Below are 16,604 nucleotides of genomic sequence, written 5' to 3' on the forward strand. Positions count from 1 at the left end.
CGCGCTCAGCGAGGCGCCAACGGCTTCTTCACGGTCTTGAGCAGCGCGCGCTGGATGAGCTCGTTGCCGGCGACGACCTCGCCATTGTCCAGCATGTCCTGCGCGCCATCCATGTCGGAGACGAAGCCGCCGGCTTCGCGCACCAGAAGGATGCCGGCGGCGATATCCCAGGACGACAGGCCGGTTTCCCAGAAGCCGTCCATGCGTCCGGCCGCGACATAGGCAAGGTCGAGCGCCGCGGAACCGAGGCGGCGAACACCCGAGACTTCAGCCATGACGTTGCGCAGCTCGATCAGGAAGTTGCCGTGCTGGCCGCGGCCGAGATGCGGCACGCCGCAGCCGATCACCGCGTCGGTCAGCTTGGAGCGGCCGGCAACACGCAGCCGGCGGTCGTTCATGAACGCGCCGCCGCCGCGCTCGGCCGTGTAGAGCTCGTCCATGGCCGGATTGTAGACGACGCCGGCGACGACCTGGCCCTGGCGCTCGAGCGCGATCGACACCGAGAAGAGCGGGATGCCGTGCAGGAAGTTGGTGGTGCCGTCGAGCGGATCGACGATCCAGCGGTGCTGGGCGTCCTCGCCCTCCACGGCGCCGCGCTCCTCCATCAGGAAGGCATAGCCCGGCCGCGCCTTCGACAGCTCGGCGTAGACGATCTCTTCGGCCTTGCGGTCGGCCTGGCTGACATAGTCGCCCGGTCCCTTCATCGAGACCTGCAGGTTCTGCACCTCGCCGAAGTCGCGCGACAGCGAGCGGCCGGCCTTCATCGCGGCCTGCACCATGACGTTGAGGAGAGCGGAACGCGCCATTTTTTCTTCCTGGCTTTTTCTTCCTACCGGCCGGCGCTCAATCGGCGCGGCGCATATAGGTGATTTCGTTGGTGTCGACGATGATGCGCTCGCCGGCCGAGATGAAGGGCGGCACCAGAACGCGGATGCCGTTTTCCAGCACCGCCGGCTTGTAGGAGGAGGCGGCCGTCTGGCCGCGCACCACCGGATCGGCCTCGGTGACGGTCAGCGTCACCTGGTCGGGCAGCGAGATGCCGATCGGCCGCTCCTCGTAGAGCTGAACCGTCACCATCATGCCGTCCTGCAGGAAAGCGGCGCGCTCGCCGACGAAGTCCTTCGCCAGCTCGAGCTGCTCGTAGCTTTCAGTGTCCATGAACACCAGCGCATCGCCCTGCTCGTAGAGGAACGAGAAATCCTTGAGGTCGAGCCTTATCTGCTCGACGGTCTCGGCCGAGCGGAAGCGCTCGTTGAGCTTGGTGCCGTTGATCAGGTTCTTCAGCTCGACCTGGTTGTAGGCGCCGCCCTTGCCGGGCTTGACGGTGTTGGTCTTGACCGCCACCCACAGCCCGCCATCGTGCTCGATGACATAGCCGGGACGGATTTCGCTGCCACTGATCTTGGCCATGATGAACTGATCCGGAATGAGATTTTCTGGCGCGGGTCGCGCTTTGGCGCCTCCAAGACCACAAATTGCCAAGGTAGGCAAGGGAGGGAACCCGAGCGGTTGCCGCGGCGACGGGCCTCAAGGCAGGCGATTTGCCTTTTGCAGGGCCTGCTTGGTCTGGTCGTCGTCGAGGCCCTGCAGGAAATCGTCCATCTGCGGGTCGATCAGTCCGGCGCGACGAGCGACGATATACCAGGCGCCGGCGAGGATCAGGTCCGGGTCGGTGCCGATGCCGCCCATATAGAGCTTGGCGAGGCGGTTCTGGGCGGCGACATTGCCGCCTTGCGCCGCCCGTCTCATCCAGGCAAAGCCCGATTTCAGGTCGCGCTCGCCACCGCGCCCCTCGATCATCCAGGCGGCGAGGTCGATCTGCGCCGTGTCGTAGTTTTGGCGCGCGGCTTGCGTCAGGAGGATACGCGCCTGGGCGTCGTCATGCGGCTTGCCGCCGGCGCCGTTGGCATAGAGTTGCGCCATCGCGTATTGCGCGTCGGCAAGGCCGGTGGCGGCCGCGCGCTCGTAGTAGACGGCGGCTTTCACAAGCCCGTCATCGCCGGGATCCTGCTGGACAAGCAACTGCGCGAAGTTGAACTGCGCAAGCCGGTTGCCGGCCTCGGCCGAGGCCTGCATCAGCGCGAAGGCGCCCTTTTCGTCCTTCTTCACATAGCGGCCGTCGAGCAGCATCAGCGCATATTGGAACTGCGCCTCCGGCACGCCCTGTTCCGCGGCCAGCCCATACCATTTTGCAGCCTCGGCCGGATTGAGCGGCACGCCCAGCCCGCGCGACAGGATTTCGGCCACCAGCGTCTCGGCCGCCGGATCGCCGTTCTTGGCGCGCTCCATGGCGAGATTGTAGGCGGTCTTGTAGAGGCCGCGCTGGAAGGCGCCATAGGCGGCGTCCGGCTGCTTGGCGCCGAAACGGTCGGGATTGACGGTGTCGGCCGATGGCGGAGTCATGGTTGCAGGCTGCGGCAAGGTGTTCTGGATCGGCTTGTCGATATGCGGATCGCTGCCGAACCGGCTCGCATCCGGCGCGGTGTCCTGCGTGGCTGTGTCCGGTTTGCCCTTATCCGGCGTGCCCGTGTCCGGCGAGCCTGTATCCGGCTTGGCTGCGTCGGGCGCGCCCTTGTCCGGCGCACTCGTCTCCGGCTGGGGCTGGGGCAGAGGCACGGTCTCAGTCGCGCTCGCCGTTTCGCCCAGCCAGCAAGCCGGAACCAGCAAGCCGGCCAGGACGGCCAGAGGAAGCACACGCAAGCGCATGTCAGTCCTCGAAACGCGGCGCGGTTTCATCGAGCAGCGCGTTGGCGGCGGCGATCGCCGCCGCGGGATCGCGCCCATCGGCGAAAACGGCGCTGGACAGCGCCACGAATTCGGCGCCGGTCGCGGCCACCGCCTCGACGGAAGCAAGCTCGGAGCCGCCCATGACGATGCAGGGAATCGAGATCATCTCAGCCCACCATTCGCCGAGGGCGAGGTTGCGGTGATGCGGCTCCGGCTTGTTGTCGTAGCCGAAACGGCCGAAGAACATGTAGTCGGGCCGCTCCTCGCCGAGCGCCAGCGCCTCGTCGCGCGTCTTGGCGCCGCCGGCGCCCACCATCATCTTGCCGGCCAGGCGCTCGATCGTCTCGGCGAGCTCCCGCGGCTTTGCCTCGACATGGATGCCGTCGGCCTGGACGCGACCGGCGATGCGGCTGTCGCCGGCGATGATGACGGCGATGCCGGCGCCTTGAGCGATCGGCACGATCCGTTCGGCGAGGGCCTGGAAGGAGGCGTCATCCATGCCATTGTCGGGCAGGATAAGCGAAGCGATGTCGCCGCCCTCGAAGGCCGCGCAGATATGCTCGGCCGGTACGAGCGGCGGCGCGATCAGCACGATGCGGCAGCGGTTGGGCGGGGTTAAATCGTTCATTGGCCTTCGATCCCGGTTTCGCCTATGCCGGGCGAAGATGGTTGCATTGCGGCATAGAGCAAAGCGGCCAGCTTGAACAGGAGGGCGAAGCAGGATCGTCGAGCGCGGGGGCGCCGCCGGATCGCCGCGCTCCGTCGTTTACAGAGCCGGTTCGCGGAAACGCCGAACCGCTCCAGGGATCACCCGTCCGGCAGGCTGAAGACGGCGCACGGTCTGACAATTCCACGCAATTGGTGTTCGCCCAACGGAACCAAGGGCGTCGTGGTTTCCGCGGCGACAGCGCCGGAGATCAGGACGCTCCGTCCAAGCGGCCGACACAGGCCTTCGAGCCTGCTGACGAGGTTCACGGCCGGGCCGATTGCGGTGAAATCCAGACGGTCGGCTGTGCCGACATTGCCCCACACCATGTCGCCGATGTGCAGCGCCATGCCGAATTGCAGCTCGGGCATGCCTTGTCCGGCACGAACCTGATTGAGCTGCGCCATCCCCGCCCGCGCCGCTGCGACCGCGCGCAACGCCGCCTCGCAAGCCTCCGAGACCGAGCGCTCGCCGACAGGAAAGATCGCCAGCACGCCGTCGCCGATGAATTTCAGCACCTCGCCGCCAAAAGCGTGAACGGCGCCGGCTATGCGGTCGAAGCTGGCGTTGAGCGCCGCCACGACCTGCTCGGCGTCCGTCTCTTCCGACAGGGCGGTAAAGTCGCGCAAATCGCTGTAGAACAGGACCGCGCGGATTGTCTCGCCAACCTCGCGCCGCGAACGGCCGGCCAACACCTGCGCTGCGCTGCGTTGCCCAAGATAGGCCTCAAGCAGGGCCGACAGGGTCGACCTAGCGGCGAGAGCGGCAAGCGGCGCCACGGCGAAGCGCGCCACCTGGTCCAGTGTTTTCGATTCGTGCTCCGCGAGAGGGCGTACCGCGGCCCAGTTCAGTTTTGGATTCCCCCATTGCGCATCCTCGCACTCGGGGCCAACCATGTAATCGTACACGACACCGGTTCCCAGTCCCGCCAGCCATTCGCGTCCGAGATCTGCCTCTCCGGTTCCAGGCATCATGCCGGCGCCAAAACCCAGCGCCTCCATGACGACGCCTGTCTCGGCCCGCCACAGCCAGGCGCGGCGCGTTATGATCGGATGCGGCGCGGCGAGCGTCAGGGCTCCACCGACGAGCGGCAATCCGTCGTCAACCAGCCGCGCGCCGAGCGTGGCCAGAAAATCATCCGGCTGGACGGCGCCGCCGGCGCTGTCGACCAGCCAGGCGAAAGTTGAAGAAAGCCGCATCGATATGATCATGCTTCGGCGTTCCGTCGCTGTCACCAGCGCGAATCGACCCAACGAGATTTTAGTTGAACGGCAGGGCGATTTGGCTTCGAATCGAAAGCGCTGGCCCGGCGCCACCTGCCAGGCGAGCCGTGTTGGCGCGCAAACCCGGGAGGTTTCGATGGCTGAACCCTTGATCGTTCGTCGCGAGGTACAGATCGCGGCGCCGCCGGCGACAGTCTTCGCCTTCCTGACAGATCCGGACAAGATTGTGCGCTGGATGGGAACGGAGGCAACGGCGGAACCCAACCCCGGCGGTCTCTATCTGCTGAATTTGGGAGGAAGAGCCACGGCTCGCGGCCAATTCACCGAGGTCATACCCGTCCACCGCCTTGCCTACAGCTTCGGCTGGGAGGGCAACGATCGGACGCCACCCGGTTCGAGCCTTGTCGAAATCGATCTGGTCGAAGAGCCGGGCGGGACGCGGGTCAAGCTAACCCATAGCGGCCTTGCCGACCGAGAGATTTGCGACAGCCACGAGAAGGGCTGGACGCACTATCTGGATCGGCTCGCGATCACCGCCGCCGGTGGCGACCCGGGACCGGACAAGATGTAGGGCAGCGGCCGCAATTGCCGACAGCCAGCGGCCAATCGCTAGTGCGTTTCACCGTTTCACGGAAACGGCGAAACGCGCTATCTCGTTGTTTTTACGCAATTCCGGACGGAAAACCGCTCACACCTCTCCTGGAATTGTTCTAGAGTTCAAGCTTGTAGCCGATATGGCTGGCCTTGAAGCCAAGGCGCTCATAGAAGCGATGCGCATCCGTCCGGCTCTTGTTCGTCGTCAGCTGCATGACCCGGCAGCCGCGCTCGCGGCATTTGTCGATCGCCCATTCCAACAGGCGCTGTCCCAGCCCCTCGCCGCGCCGGGTGGACGCGATGCGCACGGCCTCGATCTGGCCGCGCCACGCGCCGCGCTGCGATAGGCCGGCGAGAAAGGTGATCTGGAGCGTGCCGATGATTTCGTCGCCATCGGTCATCACCGCGAGCAACTGGTTCGGATCGCCGTCTATCGCCGCGAAGGCGTCCAGATAGGGTTGCGCCAGCGGCAGGGTGGCGTCTTCACGGGCCCGGCCCAGCGCATCGTCGGCAAGCATCGCGACGATGACCGCAACGTCCGCTTCACGTGCACGGCGAATGCTGATGGCGTTCATTTCCACTCTCCGAAATGGCGGGCCGACCGACCGGCGGACCCTGGCGGGGCAGATGGTCGTGCTGATTGGGCGGCAATAGCGGATGCCGGCATTAATGACTATCCCGGCGGCGCCGTTCCGCGCTATGGCTTGGTTCCCCGCCTCCTCCAACCTTCTCTTGCCGATGTCAGGCTTGCTCAGCGATCCGTGGTTCTATGCCGCCGCCATCCCGGCGGTGATCCTTGTCGGCCTGTCGAAAGGCGGCTTCGGCGGCGCCGTCGGCTTCGTCGGCGTGCCGTTGATGGCGCTGACCATCCCGCCGGTCCAGGCAGCGGCCATCCTGCTGCCGATCCTGTGCCTGATGGATATCGTTTCGGTGTGGACGTGGTGGGGCGTCTATGACCGCAAGATGCTGGTCGACATGATGCCCGGCGCCGTCATCGGCATCGGCCTCGGCTGGCTGACCGCCGCCTTGGTGACCGAGGAGATGGTGCGGCTGATCGTCGGCGCCGTCGCACTGGTGTTCGTGCTGCGCTGGCTCTACCTGCAGTTCCGCCATGGCGCCGATCACGCGGCGGAGCCGAACCGCATCGCCGCCGCTTGCTGGGGCACGGTGGCCGGCTTCACCAGCTTCGTCGCCCATGTCGGCGGTCCGCCCTTCCAGGTCTACGCGCTGCCGATCCGGCTCGACCCGAAAGTGCTGTCCGGAACCGCGGCGATCTTCTTTGCCGCCACCAACGCGCTGAAGCTCATCCCCTATTTCGCGCTCGGCCAGTTCGACACCGCCAACCTCACGGCCTCGGCGGTTCTGATGCCGCTGGCGCCGCTGTCTACCATCGCCGGCGCCTGGCTGGTGCGCCGCATGCGGCCGGAGATCTTCTATCCGTTCACCTACGCCACCGTCGCGGTGGTCGCCGTCAAGCTGCTGTGGGATGGCATAGTCGGCTTGATGTAGAAACGAGGCGGCCTTCAACCGCCTCGCTCCAAAAGATGTAACGCTCAGGCGGCGCTCGGTACCAGCTGGCGGCCGCCGCCGAAGGCGAGCGCGGCGCCGAGCGCAATCACCATTGCCATGCCGGCAAGAATGCCGATGTCGTGCAGAGTGGGCTTCAGCACCATGTCGGCGATGATCACCAGCATCACCGCATAATCGAGGCGCGCCCATCTCATCATGCGCTGGCCGATGGCAAGGACGGCGGGCGTCACACCCTGCTCGGCGACCATGGCGCCCATGCGCTCGCCGGTCGGCTTGAAGATCAGCATGCCGATCGAGAAGGTCGTGGCATAGCCGACGAGGCCGATGACGATCCACAGTTCGGTGAAGCCGACCCAGAAACCGCACATGACGAGGCCGAAGATCAGCGTCAGCATCGACATCGGCGCGAAGAACCTGCCGCCGAGCTGTCCGCTGGCGCGCATTGCCTGCAGCTTGTCCTCGATGTTGCCGGCGCGCTCGGCCAGCACGCCGAGCAGGAACAGCACGAAGCCGCCGCCGACCCACAAAATAGCCGAAACGACGTGAAGGAATTTGACGATCGAATACCAATCCATGGTTTGCTCCCGGAGATCCTGCCTGATTTCAAGCGGCGAGGATTTGCGCGCCGCTTCAGAGGAGCGGGCTTTTGCGTGGCGCGTGTTTCGGAACGATGCCGCGGCAGCGGCGGGCATGTTACAGGCGGCCACGATCGGCATTCGAAAATCCGGTTTTAGACGATCCCCAGCGGCGGAGCCGCTGTCCTGTTCCGGCACAGGGAAGCGCGTTCGCTTAAAAAATCGCCGCCGCGTTAAGGGTTCGTTAAGCTTTACAGGCGTTTACTATGCACATCCAGTTTTGCTGGATTCTTACCGAGTGGTTGGAGCCACTTTGTTTGACGCCTCCCTGTTAAACTCCTGAGAGCCGCCTTATCCGCGGCTCTTTTTTTGTCCACGGGCGGCCGGCTCCAAAGCAGCCGGCGTTAACCGTTTGTTAAACATGCGCTTGCCTTCATGGGCATCGAAGCGCATTTTCAAGCCTCAGTCAGTTAAGGGTGCTGGCCACGTCGGCAAGGATAGTCGAATCGGCTGGCGGCAGTGCAGGGGCGTATCGATGAACGAGCCTTCGAAGGGCAGCGCGAAAACCATCAAGCTGGCGGAGCGCCGGGTTTTCTCCCAATCCTTCAAGCCGCTCTACCAGGAAGGCATGGGGCTGGTCGAGCAGGCCGCCGAATATCTCGATGGCAAGGGCAGGCTCGAGGCCAAGAAATTGTCGCGCACGGCCGCGACCCTCTATGCAGCGGAATCGATGCGGCTGACCACAAGGCTGATGCAGGTCGCCTCCTGGCTGCTGCTGCAGCGCGCGGCGAATTCCGGCGAGATGACGCGCGACCAGGTGGCCTCGGAGAAATCCAAGGTGCGGCTGGATACCGCGTCGGCGCATGACGAGGCGCTTGGCTGGAACGAGCTGCCGAAGGAATTTCTCGATCTGGTGACGCGCTCGCTACGCCTGCAGGCGCTGGTACGGCGCATGGACGAGGAAATCTATGGCGGCGTCGTCGCCGAGACGCACGCGCCCAGCCGCCGGGCCAATCCGGTTTCCGACCAGATCAGCCTTTTGAATACGGCGTTCGCGCGCGGCTGACACCGCGTTTGCAACAAACGCTGAGTAGCGCGGGCGGCTTCCCCCATCGAGCCGTGATCGGCGCAAATCAAGCGCCTCTGGCCTCCAGCCACTTTTCGATGTTGCGGCAGCAGCTTTCGGCGCATTGAAGGCCGTGCCCACCTTCGCGAGAAAGATCACCCTTGCCTGGAAGCGATAGGCCTCTAGTTGGAGCCGTTCGCCGCAGCCGGGTCGACCCGAGCCGGATTTGCAAGAAAATCACCGTCACTGTGACCAAAGCAGATTGCGAGGCTTGATCCCGTGCATTCGCCATTGGACCGCATTCCGGTATCGATCATCATCCCTAACTACAATTACGAACAGTTTCTCGGGCGCGCCATCGACAGCGCGTTGGAGCAGGACCACCGAAATGTCGAGGTCGTGGTCGTCGACGACGCTTCGACCGATGCGTCGGTGGCCGTCATCGAATCCTATGGCGACAAGATCCGCCCGTGCCTGAGGCGCAGGAATGGCGGGCATGGCGCAGCATTCAACACCGGATTCGAGGCGAGCACCGGGGCGATCATCCTTTTCCTGGACGCCGACGATTATCTCTATCCGAACGCCGTCTCCGAGGTCCTGGACGAGTGGGATGCAGATGTCGCCCAGGCGCAATTCCGGCTGCATCTCGTTGATGAGGACCAGCAGATCAAGGATGTCTTTCCCCCTCCCGAACAGCCGTTCGATTCAGGCGACGTCGTGCCGGAATTGTTGCGCAAGGGGCGCTACCGTACGACGGTGACAAGCGGGCTGGCGTTCGACCGCGAGGCGCTGGAACCGATAATGCCCATGCCTGAAAGCGATTTCCGGCAAGGCGCCGATGGCTATCTGGCGACACTGGCGCCGCTTCACGGAGAAGTGAAATCCATCGACACCTGCCTTGGCGCCTACCGCATCCACGGCTCCAACCATTCGGTCTTCGACGAGAAGCTTGCCGAGCGGGCGCGCTGGCGCATGCAGCATGACTTCCGGCGCCTCGAAGCCCTGTCCGACCGGGCGGCCGAGATCGGCTTGACCATGCCGCCGGATGCCGGCCTTCACGATCCGGTTCACCTGGAAGAGCGGCTGGCTTCGCTCTGCGTCGATGAGCCCCAGCATCCGGTTGAAACCGACTCCCGGCTGGGCCTGGCAAGAGCGGGCGCCGCCGCCAGCCTGGAAATGAACGCATCCTGGCGGCGGCGGGCTGCCCTGGCGGCCTGGTTCCTCAGCATCGGAATCCTGCCGCGGCGCATGGGCAATGCGGTGCTGGCATGGAAGCTGGTCGCGTCGTCCCGGCCGGCGGTTCTCACGCGGCTGTCGAAAACCATCCGTCGCGTGACGAACTAGGTTCGCGACACAGGGATTTTGAAAGGTTGCTGTTTGTCTTGGCGCAAGATTTTCCATTCATTTGCGTGAAATCAGCGCAAACGCTGGAGATTGGTTGAAGCCGCCCCAACCTCGTCATTCTATGGCGGAGCAAGGAGCGAAGCGACGCGGCGCAGACCATAGAATCCATGCCGTGACTTGAACGCGGCGCCACGGTGCAGAATTCTGCTCCGTTGCACGCCTTGGCGAAGGTAACGGCATGGATTCCAGGGTCTTCGCGACGGAGCTTCGCTCCTGCTCCGCCCTGGAATGACGATCGCAAAGGGCGTTTCGGCCAATCTCCAACGCAATTCCGCCTGCCAACGCCAACAGAGCCGACCGGCCAAATCCCCTACGGCCTGCGACACCGGTCAGGCGCGATCTTGGGATCGCGACCGTTTCCGGTTTGTTCACATTTCGCTGGCATCGCTTGCCGCCGAGGTTAAACTTGGCGCATGGGGGAAGCGATTCGCATCATCGGCATCGATCCGGGCCTGAGGCGCACCGGATGGGGCATCATCGATAGCCTCGGCAATTCGCTGCGCTTCGTCGCGTCCGGCACCGTGCGCTCGGATGACAAGGCGCCGCTCGCGACGCGGCTCTGCCAATTGCATGACGGGCTGGCCGAGGTGCTGCATCAGGCCATGCCGCATGAGGCCGCGGTCGAACAGACCTTCGTCAACAAGGACGCGACGGCGACCCTGAAGCTCGGCCAGGCGCGCGGCATCGCCATGCTGGTGCCGGCGCGCGCCGGGCTGGTCGTCGCCGAATACGCGCCCAATGCGGTCAAGAAGGCGGTGATCGGCGTCGGCCATGGCGAGAAGAAGCAGATCCATATGATGGTCAAGGTGCTGATGCCGAAGGCGGTCTTCGACACGGATGATGCTGCCGACGCCCTGGCCATCGCCATCTGCCATGCGCATCATCGTCCGAGTGTCGCCTATCGGATGGCGGTTTCGGGGTGAGGGGAAAATCATGATCGGCAAGCTGAAAGGCATGCTGGACGAGATCGACGAAGATAGCTGCGTCATCGACGTGCATGGCGTCGGCTATGTCGCCCATTGCTCGGCGCGCACGCTGGCATCACTGCCGTCGCCCGGCGAGGCGGTGGTGCTTTTCATCGAGACCTATGTGCGCGAGGACATGATCCGGCTCTACGGCTTCCAGACGGGGCTGGAGCGCGAGTGGTTCCGGCTTTTGATGAACAATGTGCAGGGCGTCGGCGCCAAGGTGGCGTTGGCGGTGCTGTCGACGCTGGCGCCGGCCGACCTCGCCAACGCCATCGCGCTGCGCGACATCGCCATGGTTTCCCGCGCGCCCGGCGTGGGCAAGAAGGTGGCCGAGCGCATCGTCACCGAATTGCGCACCAAGGCGCCGGCCTATGCTGGCGCGGCGACCGGCACGATCGGCCTCAAGCAGGAACTCGGCGAAGGCGTCGCGGCCGCGCCGATCACGGATGCGGTCTCGGCGCTCGTCAATCTCGGCTATTCGCGCGACATAGCGGCAAACGCGGTCGCGGCGGCGCTGAAGTCGGCCGGCGACGGAGCGGATGCCTCGAAGTTGATCCGTTTCGGGCTCAAGGAACTGGCGCGATGAGGCGACGCTTGTCCCGCCAGCGGTCCTATGCAAGGAAGGCGGCATGAGCCTTTCGCCCCGCCTCATTGCACCCGACAAGCGCGGCGAGGATGCCGAGCAGACGCTGCGGCCGCAGTCGCTCGACGAGTTCGTCGGCCAGGCTGCGGTGCGCGCCAATCTCAAGGTCTTCGTCGATGCTGCCAAGAGCCGCGGCGAGGCGCTCGACCATGTGCTTTTCGTCGGCCCGCCGGGGCTCGGCAAGACGACGCTGGCGCAGATCATGGCGCGCGAGCTCGGCGTCAACTTCCGCTCGACCTCCGGCCCGGTCATCGCCAAGGCCGGCGACCTTGCCGCGCTGCTCACCAATCTGGAGGAGCGCGATGTGCTCTTCATCGACGAGATCCACCGCCTCAACCCGGCGGTCGAGGAGATCCTCTATCCGGCGATGGAGGATTTTCAGCTCGACCTGATCATCGGCGAGGGGCCGGCGGCGCGCTCGGTCAAGATCGACCTTGCCCGTTTCACCTTGGTCGCGGCGACAACCCGGCTCGGGCTCTTGACCAATCCGCTGCGCGACCGGTTCGGCATTCCGGTGCGGCTCAATTTCTACACGGTCGAGGAGCTGGAGCAGATCGTGCGCCGCGGCGCCCGGATCCTCTCGATGCCACTCGGCGACGACGGGGCGGTCGAGATCGCGCGCCGCGCGCGCGGCACGCCGCGCATCGCCGGCCGGCTCTTGCGCCGCGTGCGCGACTTCGCCAGCGTCGCCGGTGCCGCGCATGTCGACCGCAAGATCGCCGACGAGGCGCTGACCAGGCTGGAGGTCGATGCGCTCGGCCTCGACGCGCTCGACCGCCGCTATCTGTCGATGATCGCGCGCAATTTCGGCGGCGGGCCGGTCGGCATCGAGACGATCGCGGCCGGGCTTTCGGAGCCGCGCGACGCTATCGAGGACATCATCGAGCCCTATCTCATCCAGCAGGGTTTCATCCAGCGCACGCCGCGCGGGCGCGTGCTGACCGCCAATGCCTGGCGGCATCTGGGGCTCGACCCGCCAAAGGATATCGCGCAGCAGCAGATCAGCCTGTTCCAGGAAGAGTAACGCAGATTTGTTCGCCGCTCGGCCAAGCAAGGGGCCGATCTGCGCAGAATCTGCGCGCCTTGGCCCAGCTCAGGGCGCAATTGCCGCCTTTAAGGCAGCTTCCTGGTAGAAACCCAAGGGGCTTGGGCCGTTCCATGATCACCAGACGCGGTTTCCTGCGCCTTGTCGGCGGCTCGGCCTTCGCCATGGTGTCGCTCGGCGCCTATGCGGTCGGCATCGAGCCGATGCTGCTGACGCGTGTGAAGCGCTACGCGCTGACGCCGCCGCACTGGCCGGCCGGACTCAAGCTGCGCGTCGTGGCGCTGGCCGACATCCACGCCTGCCGGCCCTGGATGACGCCGGAGCGGATCGCGGCGCTTGCAGAGCAGGCCAATGCGCTGCAGCCGGATGTCATCGTCATGCTTGGCGATTATCCTGCGGGAACCCGCATGGTGACCGGCTGGGTGAACGCATCCGAATGGGCGCCGGCGCTCTCCGGGCTGAAGGCGCCGCTCGGCGTGTTCTCGATCCTCGGCAATCACGACTGGTGGGAGGATCGCTCGGCACAGGCGGCTGGGGCAGGGCCGACAATTTCCCGCAAGGCGCTCGAGGCTGTCGGCATTCCGGTGCTGGAGAACGACGTCGTGCGGCTGGAAAAGGACGGCAAAGGCTTTTGGATTGCCGGGCTGGCCGACCAGATTGCGCTGCTGCCGGACAGGGCCAAGGGCCGCAGGGGGCTCACCGGCCTCGACGATCTTCCCGGCACGTTGGCCAAGGTCGGCGACAGGGATCCCATCATCCTGCTCGCGCATGAGCCGGACATCTTTCCAAAGGTGCCCTGGCGGGTTTCGCTGACGCTGTCCGGTCACACCCATGGCGGACAGGTGCGGCTGTTCGGCTATTCGCCGGTCGTGCCTTCCGCCTATGGCAACCGCTATGCCTATGGCCATGTCGTCGAGAACGACCGCAACCTGATCGTCTCGGGCGGTCTCGGCTTCAGCATTGCGCCGGTCCGTTTCGGTGTGCGGCCGGAGATACTCCAAATCGATCTTGGCTAAGGCGTACCGATATTCAGGTGAGGCCGGCCTGCGAATGCCGGTTTCCTGCGCTTCCGGTGCTCACGTACTTTAAGTACGCTCCGCTCCGGTTCTCGGAACCCGCCATTCTCGACTCGGCCTGACCTGAATCTCGGTACGCCTTGGTTTGCTGCCTTACCGCAGCGACCTGATCACATCCATCACATTGGGTTCCGCCTTCTCGCCGTCGAACGCATCGACGACGCCGAAGGCGCCGCCATAGCTCCACACCGACCAGGAAAAACCATACGCCTCGGCGCGGGCGATCATGTAGCCCACATAGGCGGCGCGGTACGCTGCCGGCATGACGAAGCCGTTGCCGTATTCCTTGCGGATCATGCCGAATTCGCCAAGCGTGATATCCTGAGGCTTGATGCCGTTGGCCTTCGCCCAGGCGTCGACCGTCCTGAACGGCGCATCCATGACGGCGGCCAGCTTTTCGGGACTGTCCATCGCTGCCACCTGTTCGTCGAGATAGGCGAGCATGCCGCTCTGCCGCGCCCAGGGCGCCTCGGCCTTGATCCGATCGCGGATCGTGTCCAGCGTCACGTCCAATTGCGGCTTGGGAACGGCTGTGAGCGGATAGGGCAGGCCGGTGACGTATTGGATGAAATCGCCGGCCCAGGTCGCTCCCTGGTGTGTCAGAAGGAACGGGTCGTAGGAATGGAAGGTCCAGATGATGTTGTCGTCGGGGATCGTCCCGGGGTCGATCCTGGCCAGGGACTCCGCGTTTGAAAAGCAGCCGCCGGTCAGGATCAGCGTGAGCCTGGTGGCGGAAGCTCGCGCGGCCGCGAACAGCTTTTTCTGGCGGTCGGGCCAAAGGTTGGTGCCGTTCGCGTCGCAATCGACGATCGGCTCGTTCATCAGCTCCAGCGCGACCTGCTTCGGATCTTCCCGGGCCAGCGTCTTTGCCATGTTGCGCACGACCTCGGCATAGGCGTCGAACGTCGCCGGACCGTCCATCACCTGCCCCATGCCGATCTTGCGGTCGCCGCCCGCGGGGATCAGATGCAGGTCGACGATCACCTTCAGGCCGGCGCGGTTGATCATGCGCGCCGAGTCGAGCACGCTGGCATAGAGGTCGTCGCGAAGCGCTTCGGTCCGGTCCGAGAGAAAGGGCGAGGGATCGACCGGCATGCGCAGGAAATCGAGACCGGCATCCTTGAGCGCCTTGAGGTCGTCCTGCTTGAGGAATTTGCGCCACTCCGGATAAGGCAGGATCGCCCGGCGATCGCTCCATTTGTCCTCGGTGGGCCAGGTGACCCATCGGTCGAGATTGAGGCCGCGTTTCATCGAGAACGTCGCTGCCCCGGCCGGCAGCGCCAGCGCGCCGAGCGCAAGCAGCGCCGCCATCAAGCTCTTGATCATCGTGCCCAACAGTGCCATCCCGTTCCCGCGCGAGAGACACCTGCCCTTCTGGGCCGAAAAAGGAAAGCGCGATGGACGATCATGGTGAATCGGCGGCGCTCAGCGCCGGGCTTTCCGGCGCGCTGACGGATTTCGGCCACCGGCTGATGGCGAGGGTCTATTATGCCGACACCGATTTCTCCGGCGTCGTCTACCATGCGCGCTATCTCGAGTTCCTCGAGCGCGGCCGCTCCGACTATCTGCGGCTGACCGGCGTCCACCACACCGAGCTGCTGGACGGCAAGCATGGCGAGCGCATCGTCTGGGTGGTGCGGCGCATGGAAATCGACTTCCGCTCGCCGGCCCGCATGGACGACATCCTGACCATCGACACGCGCACCGACGACATCTCCGGCGCCCGCATCTTCATGGGCCAGCAACTGAAGCGCGGCGGCGAGGTGCTGGTCGAGGCGAAAGTCGAGGCGGCGATCGTCGGCGAAAGCGGGCGCCCGAAACGGTTTCCAAGGGAGTGGATTGCCGCCTTCATGCCTCGGGTACGCTGATATTCAGGTGATGCCGGCCTGCGAATGATGGCTTCCTGCGCTTCCGGTGCTCACGTAGTTTCTAACTGCCGCACGTCCTTATCGGAAAACCGGAGACCACTTTTCCGGGACATGCCGAAGTACGCTCCGCTCCGGTTCTCGGAAGCCATCGTTCTCGGCTCGGCCTGACCTAAATCTCAGCATACCCTTGCGGCGGCGCTTGTTGATTGGTCGCCTGCCAAGCGCGGCAATGCGCCGCGCCTGACATCCTAACCCATCCTTAACCATAACGGTTCATGAAGGAATTGGTGAAGATTGGCGCAATTCGTGCGCCTTCCTTTCACCAATATTTGCCTCGAAAAGGCCGCGAAACGGTGCATTCGGGGCGTGTCCCGCAAGCTTCACGCTTCGCGCGATCGGACCAAAGGGATGCCCATGGGCCAGCCGCCAGCGATGCCCGGAAAATCTTAAGGACTTAAGTGATGGAAAATATCGCACTCGCCGATCCGGCAGCGCATTTGTCGATCTGGGCCCTGTTCATGCAGGCCGGCTGGGTGGTCAAGCTGGTGATGATCGGCCTGCTCTGCGCCTCGATCTGGACCTGGGCGATCATCATCGACAAGCTCGTCGCCTATAGCCGCATGCGCCTCGCCCTCAATCGCTTCGAGCAGGTCTTCTGGTCCGGGCAGTCGCTCGAAGACCTCTACCGCACGCTGGCCGACCGCAAGACCACCGGCATGGGCGCGATCTTCGTCGCCGCCATGCGCGAATGGAAGAAGAGCTTCGAAAAGGGCGCGAAGTCGCCGCTGGCGCTGCAAACCCGCATCGACAAGGCCATGGACCTGGCATTGACGCGCGAGATGGAAAGGCTGGAGGGACGCCTCGGCTTCCTCGCCACCACCGGCTCGGCCGCGCCCTTCATCGGCCTGTTCGGCACCGTCATCGGCATCATGACCTCGTTCCAGGCGATCGCCGCGTCGAAGAATACCAGCCTTTCGGTGGTGGCGCCCGGCATCGCGGAGGCGCTGCTGGCGACCGCGATCGGCCTGCTCGCGGCCATCCCCGCGGTCATCGCCTACAACAAGCTGTCATCGGACGCGAACAAGCTCGCCGTGCGCATGGAAGGGTTCTCGGACGAGTTCTCCGCCATACTCTCGCGCCAAATCGATGAAAAAGTAGCGCAGAAGGCCTGAGGAACGA

General features: G+C 64.8%; 18 protein-coding genes. 10 read left to right on the plus strand and 8 right to left on the minus strand.

Going from position 1 to position 16,604, the window contains the following annotated elements; translation table 11 throughout:
- Nucleotides 1-5: 5 nt before the first annotated feature.
- The 5 genes from EJ072_RS18525 to EJ072_RS18545 all read right to left on the minus strand — a co-directional run bounded on the left by EJ072_RS18525 (nt 6) and on the right by EJ072_RS18545 (nt 4,632).
- Nucleotides 6-806: an inositol monophosphatase family protein gene (locus EJ072_RS18525; protein WP_126080740.1), complete on the minus strand. Its 801-nt coding sequence runs from the start codon at nt 804-806 to the stop codon at nt 6-8.
- 37 nt (nt 807-843) lie between these two features.
- Nucleotides 844-1,410, minus strand: coding sequence for an elongation factor P (gene efp, locus EJ072_RS18530; protein ID WP_126080741.1), 567 nt, complete (start codon nt 1,408-1,410; stop codon nt 844-846).
- Between the two features lie 117 nt (nt 1,411-1,527).
- A complete protein-coding gene (locus EJ072_RS18535; protein ID WP_126080742.1) occupies nt 1,528-2,706 on the minus strand; it encodes a tetratricopeptide repeat protein in 1,179 nt (392 codons plus the stop codon).
- 1 nt (nt 2,707) lies between these two features.
- Nucleotides 2,708-3,355, minus strand: a complete 648-nt coding sequence (locus EJ072_RS18540; RefSeq protein ID WP_126080743.1) for a thiamine phosphate synthase — start codon at nt 3,353-3,355, stop codon at nt 2,708-2,710.
- Between the two features lie 179 nt (nt 3,356-3,534).
- Nucleotides 3,535-4,632, minus strand: a complete 1,098-nt coding sequence (locus EJ072_RS18545) for an adenylate/guanylate cyclase domain-containing protein (protein WP_126083674.1) — start codon at nt 4,630-4,632, stop codon at nt 3,535-3,537.
- Nucleotides 4,633-4,792: 160 nt separating this feature from the next.
- Between EJ072_RS18545 and EJ072_RS18550 the strand changes: the two genes are divergently transcribed.
- A complete protein-coding gene (locus EJ072_RS18550; protein WP_126083675.1) occupies nt 4,793-5,227 on the plus strand; it encodes an SRPBCC domain-containing protein in 435 nt (144 codons plus the stop codon).
- A gap of 139 nt (nt 5,228-5,366) precedes the next feature.
- On the opposite strand, the gene EJ072_RS18555 is transcribed toward EJ072_RS18550, so the two are convergent.
- Nucleotides 5,367-5,825 (minus strand): GNAT family N-acetyltransferase, encoded by a 459-nt coding sequence (locus EJ072_RS18555; RefSeq protein ID WP_126080744.1) that lies wholly within the window; start codon nt 5,823-5,825, stop codon nt 5,367-5,369.
- A 163-nt stretch (nt 5,826-5,988) separates the two neighbouring features.
- On the opposite strand from EJ072_RS18555, the gene EJ072_RS18560 reads away from it, so the two are divergent.
- Entirely contained in the window at nt 5,989-6,759 is a 771-nt protein-coding gene (locus EJ072_RS18560; RefSeq protein WP_126083676.1) for a sulfite exporter TauE/SafE family protein, read from the plus strand.
- 44 nt (nt 6,760-6,803) lie between these two features.
- On the opposite strand, the gene EJ072_RS18565 is transcribed toward EJ072_RS18560, so the two are convergent.
- Nucleotides 6,804-7,355 carry a DUF2269 family protein gene (locus EJ072_RS18565; protein ID WP_126080745.1) on the minus strand — a complete coding sequence of 184 codons (552 nt, stop codon included), beginning with the start codon at nt 7,353-7,355 and terminating at the stop codon, nt 6,804-6,806.
- A gap of 535 nt (nt 7,356-7,890) precedes the next feature.
- Between EJ072_RS18565 and EJ072_RS18570 the strand changes: the two genes are divergently transcribed.
- From EJ072_RS18570 to EJ072_RS18595, 6 genes are all read left to right on the plus strand, one after another.
- Nucleotides 7,891-8,421 carry a DUF1465 family protein gene (locus tag EJ072_RS18570; RefSeq protein ID WP_042645727.1) on the plus strand — a complete coding sequence of 177 codons (531 nt, stop codon included), beginning with the start codon at nt 7,891-7,893 and terminating at the stop codon, nt 8,419-8,421.
- Nucleotides 8,422-8,700: 279 nt separating this feature from the next.
- Nucleotides 8,701-9,765 carry a glycosyltransferase family 2 protein gene (locus EJ072_RS18575; protein ID WP_126080746.1) on the plus strand — a complete coding sequence of 355 codons (1,065 nt, stop codon included), beginning with the start codon at nt 8,701-8,703 and terminating at the stop codon, nt 9,763-9,765.
- Between the two features lie 473 nt (nt 9,766-10,238).
- Nucleotides 10,239-10,748, plus strand: coding sequence for a crossover junction endodeoxyribonuclease RuvC (ruvC, locus tag EJ072_RS18580; RefSeq protein ID WP_126080747.1), 510 nt, complete (start codon nt 10,239-10,241; stop codon nt 10,746-10,748).
- 10 nt (nt 10,749-10,758) lie between these two features.
- Nucleotides 10,759-11,379 (plus strand): Holliday junction branch migration protein RuvA, encoded by a 621-nt coding sequence (gene ruvA / locus EJ072_RS18585; RefSeq protein WP_126080748.1) that lies wholly within the window; start codon nt 10,759-10,761, stop codon nt 11,377-11,379.
- Nucleotides 11,380-11,422: 43 nt separating this feature from the next.
- On the plus strand, nt 11,423-12,460 hold the full coding sequence (gene ruvB / locus EJ072_RS18590; protein ID WP_042645731.1) for a Holliday junction branch migration DNA helicase RuvB: 1,038 nt from the start codon (nt 11,423-11,425) through the stop codon (nt 12,458-12,460).
- Nucleotides 12,461-12,594: 134 nt separating this feature from the next.
- Entirely contained in the window at nt 12,595-13,497 is a 903-nt protein-coding gene (locus tag EJ072_RS18595; RefSeq protein WP_126080749.1) for a metallophosphoesterase, read from the plus strand.
- 153 nt (nt 13,498-13,650) lie between these two features.
- Here the strand turns inward: EJ072_RS18595 and EJ072_RS18600 are convergent, their stop codons facing one another.
- Nucleotides 13,651-14,901 (minus strand): cellulase family glycosylhydrolase, encoded by a 1,251-nt coding sequence (locus EJ072_RS18600; protein WP_126080750.1) that lies wholly within the window; start codon nt 14,899-14,901, stop codon nt 13,651-13,653.
- Nucleotides 14,902-14,954: 53 nt separating this feature from the next.
- On the opposite strand from EJ072_RS18600, the gene ybgC reads away from it, so the two are divergent.
- Both ybgC and tolQ read left to right on the plus strand, forming a co-directional pair.
- Nucleotides 14,955-15,425 (plus strand): tol-pal system-associated acyl-CoA thioesterase, encoded by a 471-nt coding sequence (gene ybgC / locus EJ072_RS18605; RefSeq protein ID WP_126080751.1) that lies wholly within the window; start codon nt 14,955-14,957, stop codon nt 15,423-15,425.
- A gap of 461 nt (nt 15,426-15,886) precedes the next feature.
- Nucleotides 15,887-16,597 (plus strand): protein TolQ, encoded by a 711-nt coding sequence (gene tolQ, locus EJ072_RS18610; RefSeq protein WP_042645742.1) that lies wholly within the window; start codon nt 15,887-15,889, stop codon nt 16,595-16,597.
- Nucleotides 16,598-16,604 lie beyond the last annotated feature (7 nt).

This window comes from Mesorhizobium sp. M2A.F.Ca.ET.046.03.2.1 (assembly GCF_003952425.1).
GTDB lineage: Bacteria > Pseudomonadota > Alphaproteobacteria > Rhizobiales > Rhizobiaceae > Mesorhizobium.

Coding starts and splice junctions, on each gene's coding strand:
- EJ072_RS18600 (WP_126080750.1), bottom strand. CDS start 14,901: ATGGCACTGTTGGGCACGATGATCAAGAGCTTGATGGCGGCGCTGCTT.
- ybgC (WP_126080751.1), top strand. CDS start 14,955: ATGGACGATCATGGTGAATCGGCGGCGCTCAGCGCCGGGCTTTCCGGC.
- ruvC (WP_126080747.1), top strand. CDS start 10,239: ATGGGGGAAGCGATTCGCATCATCGGCATCGATCCGGGCCTGAGGCGC.
- EJ072_RS18570 (WP_042645727.1), top strand. CDS start 7,891: ATGAACGAGCCTTCGAAGGGCAGCGCGAAAACCATCAAGCTGGCGGAG.
- EJ072_RS18565 (WP_126080745.1), bottom strand. CDS start 7,355: ATGGATTGGTATTCGATCGTCAAATTCCTTCACGTCGTTTCGGCTATT.
- EJ072_RS18535 (WP_126080742.1), bottom strand. CDS start 2,706: ATGCGCTTGCGTGTGCTTCCTCTGGCCGTCCTGGCCGGCTTGCTGGTT.
- EJ072_RS18560 (WP_126083676.1), top strand. CDS start 5,989: ATGTCAGGCTTGCTCAGCGATCCGTGGTTCTATGCCGCCGCCATCCCG.
- EJ072_RS18550 (WP_126083675.1), top strand. CDS start 4,793: ATGGCTGAACCCTTGATCGTTCGTCGCGAGGTACAGATCGCGGCGCCG.
- EJ072_RS18555 (WP_126080744.1), bottom strand. CDS start 5,825: ATGAACGCCATCAGCATTCGCCGTGCACGTGAAGCGGACGTTGCGGTC.
- ruvB (WP_042645731.1), top strand. CDS start 11,423: ATGAGCCTTTCGCCCCGCCTCATTGCACCCGACAAGCGCGGCGAGGAT.
- tolQ (WP_042645742.1), top strand. CDS start 15,887: ATGGAAAATATCGCACTCGCCGATCCGGCAGCGCATTTGTCGATCTGG.
- EJ072_RS18595 (WP_126080749.1), top strand. CDS start 12,595: ATGATCACCAGACGCGGTTTCCTGCGCCTTGTCGGCGGCTCGGCCTTC.
- EJ072_RS18545 (WP_126083674.1), bottom strand. CDS start 4,632: ATGCGGCTTTCTTCAACTTTCGCCTGGCTGGTCGACAGCGCCGGCGGC.
- EJ072_RS18540 (WP_126080743.1), bottom strand. CDS start 3,355: ATGAACGATTTAACCCCGCCCAACCGCTGCCGCATCGTGCTGATCGCG.
- EJ072_RS18525 (WP_126080740.1), bottom strand. CDS start 806: ATGGCGCGTTCCGCTCTCCTCAACGTCATGGTGCAGGCCGCGATGAAG.
- efp (WP_126080741.1), bottom strand. CDS start 1,410: ATGGCCAAGATCAGTGGCAGCGAAATCCGTCCCGGCTATGTCATCGAG.
- ruvA (WP_126080748.1), top strand. CDS start 10,759: ATGATCGGCAAGCTGAAAGGCATGCTGGACGAGATCGACGAAGATAGC.